Genomic DNA, 6428 nt, shown 5'->3' with positions numbered 1-6428 from the left:
CTTCTTTATACCGTGGGACTCTGGTTTGTCAGCGGGGAGCACGATCTTTTTGTCAGCATTAAGCCGGATGAACGGAAGGCCCGGCATTTTCTTTACAACGCCGCCAAAAAGGGCTCCGCGGATGCCCGGCAGACCTATGTGGTCACCCAGATGAACCATCCCGCCAATGACGGCGTGGACAACAAGGGCGTGGCCCTGAATTTTCTGAAGGAGATGGAAGCCGACAAGACCGATGACGGCTTTCTGCGCTTTGTAACCACTCTCAAAGCCGTGCACCGCCTTAAAAAGGAGCATGCCGAAAAGGTAAAGGCCATGGCTGACGCTGACAATTACAAAGCGGCCTTCATTTATGCGGATATTTTGCAGGCCAGCACTCTCAGCATGAAGAGTCAGGCTGACATCAACAAGGCCATGAAGGAAGCCGAGTTTTATTATAACCGGGTGCTGATGCATTACCGGGATCAGAAGGACGATGAATCCCGTTCTCTGGCGGCCCGGGTTTACTGGAATCTCATCAAGTATTATGTCAGGCTGTCCGCAATTGAGCAGTACCGGGAACAGAGTCAGCAGGCCGTGCTGTCTTATCTGGAGATTCTGGCCAAAATGGGAGATCTCATGGCAGCTTCCAATCTGGCCGTTTCCTACCATCTGGGAGACTGGGGCCGGCAGGATGACGATGCTTCTTATGCCTGGACCTCCTGGGTGCGTAACTGCGCTCCCGGTTCCATGTACAGTCAGGGACTCAAGCGCGTTAACAAGGAGGTGACTTTGAAGGTGCCGGTGGAAGAACTGGACAAGCGCCGCGAGAAAGCGCCGGAGTTCACCGCCGGAGCCGTTTGTCTTGAAAAAAATCTTCCGGTGCGTCCCGGTGATGCTCCGGAGGAACTGACAGTTCCTGTCGCTGAAGACGAGGCCCCGGCCGGAGATGCGGCTTCCCAGGATGCCGGGGAGCCAAAATAGGTTTAAAGCGGTGGATGTATTCAGATGAAGCTTTCTAAAATCGCCCAGGCGATAATTACGGCCGCTCTAGGCGGCACGCTGCTGCTTCAGGCGTCTCTGGCTGATTCCGGAAATCCCCCGGACAGCCAAACAGACAATGAAGGCACCGGCATTGATATTCTTTTTCCGGATGATTCCGGTCTCCCTTTCTTCACTCCGGAACAGGAACAGAAGATTCTGAAGCATCGCAAGCGGGGACGGGTATCATATTCCGAGGTGCGCATCGGACAGCCCGGTTCCCGGATCGTCAAGGATTATCTTGATGAGAACCATTACAGCCCCGAAACCTCCGAAAAGGACTACAACCCGATTCTGGTCACCGGAAACGAGGACTGGCGTCCGGATCCCGTATCCCCCGCCGAGCCCAAAACCGCTGTCCCCCTTAAGCCTCCTGCCGTTCCCGCAGCCGAACAGAAAGCCATAGATAAACCAGCCGAGAACACCGCAAAGAAACCGGCTGAGAAACCAGCAGAAAAGCCTGCGGCCAAACCAGCTGAGAAGCCGGCTGAGAAACCAGCAGAAAAGCCAGCAGCCAAACCATCTGAGAAGCCGGCAGAGAAACCCGCCGCCAAACCGGCCGAGAAGCCCGCAGAAAAGCCGGAAGCTAAACCTGCTGAAAAGCCAGCAGAGAAACCCGCTGCCAAACCGGCTGACAAACCGGCCGAGAAGCCTGCCGAGAAGCCGGAAGCTAAACCTGCTGAAAAGCCGGCAGAGAAACCCGCCGCCAAACCGGCTGACAAACCGGCCGATAAGCCTGCCGAGAAGCAGGAAGCTAAACCTGCTGAAAAGCCAGCAGAGAAACCCGCTGACAAGCCAGCCGCAAAGCCTGCCGAGAAGCAGGAAGCTAAACCTGCTGAAAAACCTGCCGAAAAGCCGGCCGATAAACCTGCCGAAAAACTCGCTGAGAAGCCCGCAGATAAACCAGCTGAAAAGCCTGCAGAGAAACCAGCTGCAAAACCGGCTGACAAACCAGTCGAGAAGCCCGCAGAAAAGCCTGCTGACAAGCCCGCAGATAAACCATCTGTAAAATCGGCTGACAAACCAGTTGAGAAGCCCGCAGAAAAGCCGGCCGATAAACCTGCCGAAAAAACCGCTGACAAGCCGGCCGATAAACCAGCTGAAAAACCGGCCGATAAACCTACCGAAAAACCCGCTGAGAAGACCGCAGATAAACCGGCCGACAAGCCGGCCGATAAACCAGCTGAAAAGCCCGCCGACAAGCCTGCTGAGAAACCCGCGGATAAGCCAGCCGAGAAGCCAGCAGCAAAACCTGCAGAGAAGCCCGCCGCCAAACCAGCCGATAAGCCGGCAGAGAAACCCGCTGCAAAGCCGGCTGATAAGCCCGCAGCCAAACCTGCCGACAAACCCGCAGAGAAGCCAGCAGAGAAGCCTGCTGCAAAGCCGGAGCTCCCTCCTCAGGAAAACTTTATTCCGGCATTTAACAGCCGGAACTCCGGGAATGAGGCGGATCAGTTCTCCGTGGAGATTCTGAAGCAGGAGTTTGAGACGCAGAATGAACTCCCGGCCGATGCGGTAACCCGCGCCAGCTCATCCGTGGATGATCAGTATCAGGAACCGGATCCCGATGACGCGGAAAATGATGATTCCTCCGGAGAAGATGCCGGCGAGACGGAGTACGATGATGCTGGTAACGGTGAGGAGAATCAGACTCCGCCGGAATCCGACTGGGAAAATGATCTTGCGGGCAGAACCACTGATTCTGCCAGCCAGCAGGCGATCCGGGAACAGGCCCGGCAGGCCGAGGCTGAAGCGGAAGCTGCGCAGCATGCCGCTGATGAAGCTCCTGACGGTGAAGATGGCGCCGAAGATAACGGAGATGCCGAGGATACGGCGTCCGCTTCCGCCGCCGCTGAAACCGCTCCGGCAGACTCTGTAGCTCAGGATGATGAAAATGATTTTATAGATGATACTCCCGCCGATCTTCCCGAAGAGACAGAGACCGAAAAGAGCGGGGAGCCCGTCCCGCAGGATTCCGGCTCTCCGGAAAAGGCTCCTGACAGCGCCAAAGAGACTGCGCCTGCGGCCTCTGAGGCTCCGGCAGAAAACAGCGAGCCCTCCAAGGACACTGCCGAGCCGCCCCGGAAAATTTCCGCGGCCGAGCTTGAGAGCATGTTCCCTTTGCCTCCCGCTCCGGTGCGGGGGGAGTGTCCCAAGGCTCCGAAGCAGGAGACCCAGAGCGTGATAAAGGTAGCTTCCGGCCAGGGATTTTCGGTAGTGGTGAGTCAGGTGATGACTCCGGAGCTCAAGGAGGCCGGCGTTACCCGGAAGCAGGCGGCAGCGGCCATATTCCGGAGAAACTTTTCCGCCTTCAGTCATACCGCTCCGGTATTTCCCTTTGTTGACCGCGAGCTCGCCATTCCCGGCATTCCGGAAATGCTGAACGAGGATCCCGCCGCCAGCGATTATCTGAATGCGGAAGGACGCAAGATTACCCGGGATACCATGCCCCCGACTCTTTCTGAAAAATCATGTCAGGAAGCGGAAAAGGTGTATGACTCCGCAAAAACGGAATGGGAAAAGCAGGTAACTGAAGTTAAAAATGCCAGAAAGCGTTATCTTGAAGAGAAAGGTTTAACGCTGGAGACAATTGCGCCCAAATGATAAGTAAAATTCAGATCTTCGGGATCTCGTTTGTTCTGCTTTATTTTGCCGCCATCGGCTTCATTTCATATCAGGCTGCCATGATGCATGCGGATCACGCCAATGCGAATCATAACGGATTTACAGTGCGTGATGCCTGGGATACCCCGGATCATCTCCCCAGTGATCTTCTGGTGATGCTTCCGGAGGATTTTCATCGGGAGAGCTGGGAAAGGAAGTATGCCCAGGATCTTATGGAAAAAAAACGCCAGGTATCCCGCCATGTCAGCGCTGTGTCCCGGGAGGAGATGCTGCGGAGCGCCAGCGGCTCCCAGATTGATATCCGGGGACAGCGGGTGGTAGCCAGAAACAACCGCGGCCGAAAAATTCAGGTAAAATGGCTGGTTGACTGACAAAATTCATTTTAGTGGTATGTTTGTTGCATAGCATATGGCATATGCATGGGCATATCTCCTGCCGCGCCGGAATTTTAACGGCTGAGACCGGCGGTTTTTTGAGATGTTCCGGATTCCTTTGCCGCAAAGCTCCTCTTTTTTTGCAAAGTCCCGGTTCCTGTTCAGAGGTCTCTCATCCGGAAGCGGCGGCAGGCGCCGGGGGAGCGTTTTTTTATTGACGCGCTGACTATGTTATCGGGCAACAGACAATTGCCGTGAGCTTTGGGAAAACATTATGAAACTGCGTAAACTGACTCAGATGCTGATTCTTGCCGGCGCCATGGCCAGCTTTGCGGCTGCCTGCGTCTGGGCCGCTGATGACTTCGGGACTGAGCTGAGAGGCCCCGGCGGCGCCAGAAAGCCGGCTCCTGCCAATGCTGACAGCGTCCAGCGGGCGTCCTCCACCGTGCCGGAACGCAGAAGAAGCGGCAAACCCGGCAATAAGCCGCATGCCGCGGCCGCCAAAAAGGACAATGCTCCGAAATACAAGGATCCCAGCGCCGAGTGTCAGCTTAAGATGGAACCCGATGTGGCGGTTCCGGCTCCCACCATCGTGGTGATTTCCGATGAAGAACTCCGCGCCCCCAAGGCCGTCCACGAGGTCAGCAAGGGAGAAACCTTCCTTGGTCTGGAACTCTTTGTCCAGAACGATGACCGCACCTTATCCCGGGAGCAGTGCTTGGCGGCGCTGTATCGCCTGAACCCGAAATCCTTCAAGGGCACCGGTCCCATGGCCGGGCAGAGCCTCAAGATTCCCAATGAGAAGCTGGTCAGACTGGAAAAGCCCGAAGACGGCAAAAAGATTCTGGAGGCTCTTAAGCAGGGACGCCTTGAGAAGGTGAAGCTCTCAGATCTGGAAAAGCCCTGGGACAAAGAACAGAAAGAGATTGCCGCCAAAAAGGAAGAGAAGGCGATCCGGGATCAGAAGCAGGCCGAAAATCAGAAGCAGTACGAAACCTGCGTGGCCCACATCAATGCCGAAAACGAACGTCTGAAAGCGGCCGAAGAGGATCGCCGCAGAGCTCCTAACGAGGTGGCTGATATCGGCAGTCCGGAAATGATGATCGGCGATGACACCGGGCAGTCGTACACCGATGACGGGAAGCGCCATATCACCATGGTGGACGAAGGGCGGCAGCAGGCATCTCAGGACTCCGGTTCCAGCGTTTCCGGCTCCACCCTGACCCTGACCTCGGGCTCCGCGGTGGGCAAGAATGCTCAGGGCACTCCCGTAAGCTCCAGCATGGGCGCCAGCTCCGAGGAGTTCAAGAAGCTCGAAGCCCGGGTGGCCCGGCTGGAGGAGATTCTGGACAAGGAGCGGGGTGACGGCGCTGTCCGGGTGCAGGCTCTTCAGGAGGAACTGGAAGCCCTGAAGACCAATCAGGAAGTTTTAATGAAGCGCCTGGAGGATCTGGAGAAGAGCACTAATGAGGCAAGCTCCGGCGCAGGCAGTGAAAATGGCATCATGATTTTCATAGTCACCATGATGGGTCTTATCCTGCTCTCCGGTCTGGGCTTCGGCGCTTATCTCCGCATCAAGCAGAACCGCAAGAGAAAGGCTCTCCTCATGGAGGAGGATGACAATATCATGGAGGGAACGGACGACCTCGACGTGCTGGATTCTCTCGGCGGCGACCAGATTGACGATATCTCCGGTTCCCGTCAGAAGGAGGTGTCCCTGAGTCCTGCCGAGCCCGCTCCGAAGCCGGCTCCGGAAACTCCGCCGCCGCCTCCGCCGCCTGCCGGGGATCTTGATGATCTGGACGAGGAAAGCTTCCGCCAGTCTATCAGGGTTCCGGATCTGGAAAAGCCGGATGAGGGCATTTCCGATGTTTCTTCGTCTCCCGACCTGGTACCGCCCCGGCCGTCTCATGAGGCCCCCCGCAAGGAGCCCCCGAAGCCGGCTCCGGAACCGGATCCCAAGGAACAGGAGGCCGCTGCTCAGGCCATGGGCATTGATCTCTCCGCCGAGGGTGATGATCATGATGCGGTTATGGATGAATGGGCCAAGGCTCTTGGGGAACAGAAGAAAGCCGAAGAAGCTCCTAAATCCGATGCTGATGTTATGAGCGAATGGGCCCAGGCTCTTGGGGAAGAGAAAGCCGAGAAGAAGGAAGAGGCAAGTAAGCCCAAGTCCGATGCTGATGTCATGAGCGAATGGGCGCAGGCTTTGGGTGAGCAGAAAGACGGGCAGAAAGCCGAGCAGAAGGAAGAGGCAGCTAAGCCCAAGTCCGATGCCGATGTCATGGACGAATGGGCCAAGGCTCTCGGAGAACAGAAGGAAGAGGAAAATAAGCCGAAATCCGATGCCGATGTCATGGACGAATGGGCCAAGGCTCTCGGAGAACAGAAGGAAGAGGAAAATAAGCCGAA

The 6428-nt window shown here is 56.5% G+C and carries 4 protein-coding genes; all 4 read left to right on the top strand.

Features of this window, described 5'->3' with window-relative positions:
• Positions 1 to 960, top strand: a 960-nt coding sequence (locus ACJROR_RS11830) for a hypothetical protein (protein ID WP_406547203.1), incomplete at its 5' end; no start/stop codon positions are given.
• A 24-nt stretch (positions 961 to 984) separates the two neighbouring features.
• Positions 985 to 3621 (top strand): hypothetical protein, encoded by a 2637-nt coding sequence (locus ACJROR_RS11825; protein ID WP_406547202.1) that lies wholly within the window; start codon positions 985 to 987, stop codon positions 3619 to 3621.
• Entirely contained in the window at positions 3618 to 4013 is a 396-nt protein-coding gene (locus tag ACJROR_RS11820; RefSeq protein ID WP_406041922.1) for a hypothetical protein, read from the top strand. Before ACJROR_RS11825 ends, ACJROR_RS11820 begins: the two co-directional genes overlap by 4 nt.
• 277 nt (positions 4014 to 4290) lie before the next feature.
• A partial coding sequence (locus ACJROR_RS11815) for a hypothetical protein (RefSeq protein ID WP_406547201.1) occupies positions 4291 to 6428 on the top strand: 2138 nt, incomplete at its 3' end.

This window comes from Succinimonas sp., from assembly GCF_045225735.1.
Lineage (GTDB): Bacteria > Pseudomonadota > Gammaproteobacteria > Enterobacterales > Succinivibrionaceae > Succinimonas.
This window is presented reverse-complemented; position numbering and strand designations above follow the sequence as displayed.

Bases quoted from the DNA above. Each gene is read 5' to 3' on its own strand.
- ACJROR_RS11820 (WP_406041922.1), top strand. From the start codon at position 3,618: ATGATAAGTAAAATTCAGATCTTCGGGATCTCGTTTGTTCTGCTTTAT.
- ACJROR_RS11825 (WP_406547202.1), top strand. From the start codon at position 985: ATGAAGCTTTCTAAAATCGCCCAGGCGATAATTACGGCCGCTCTAGGC.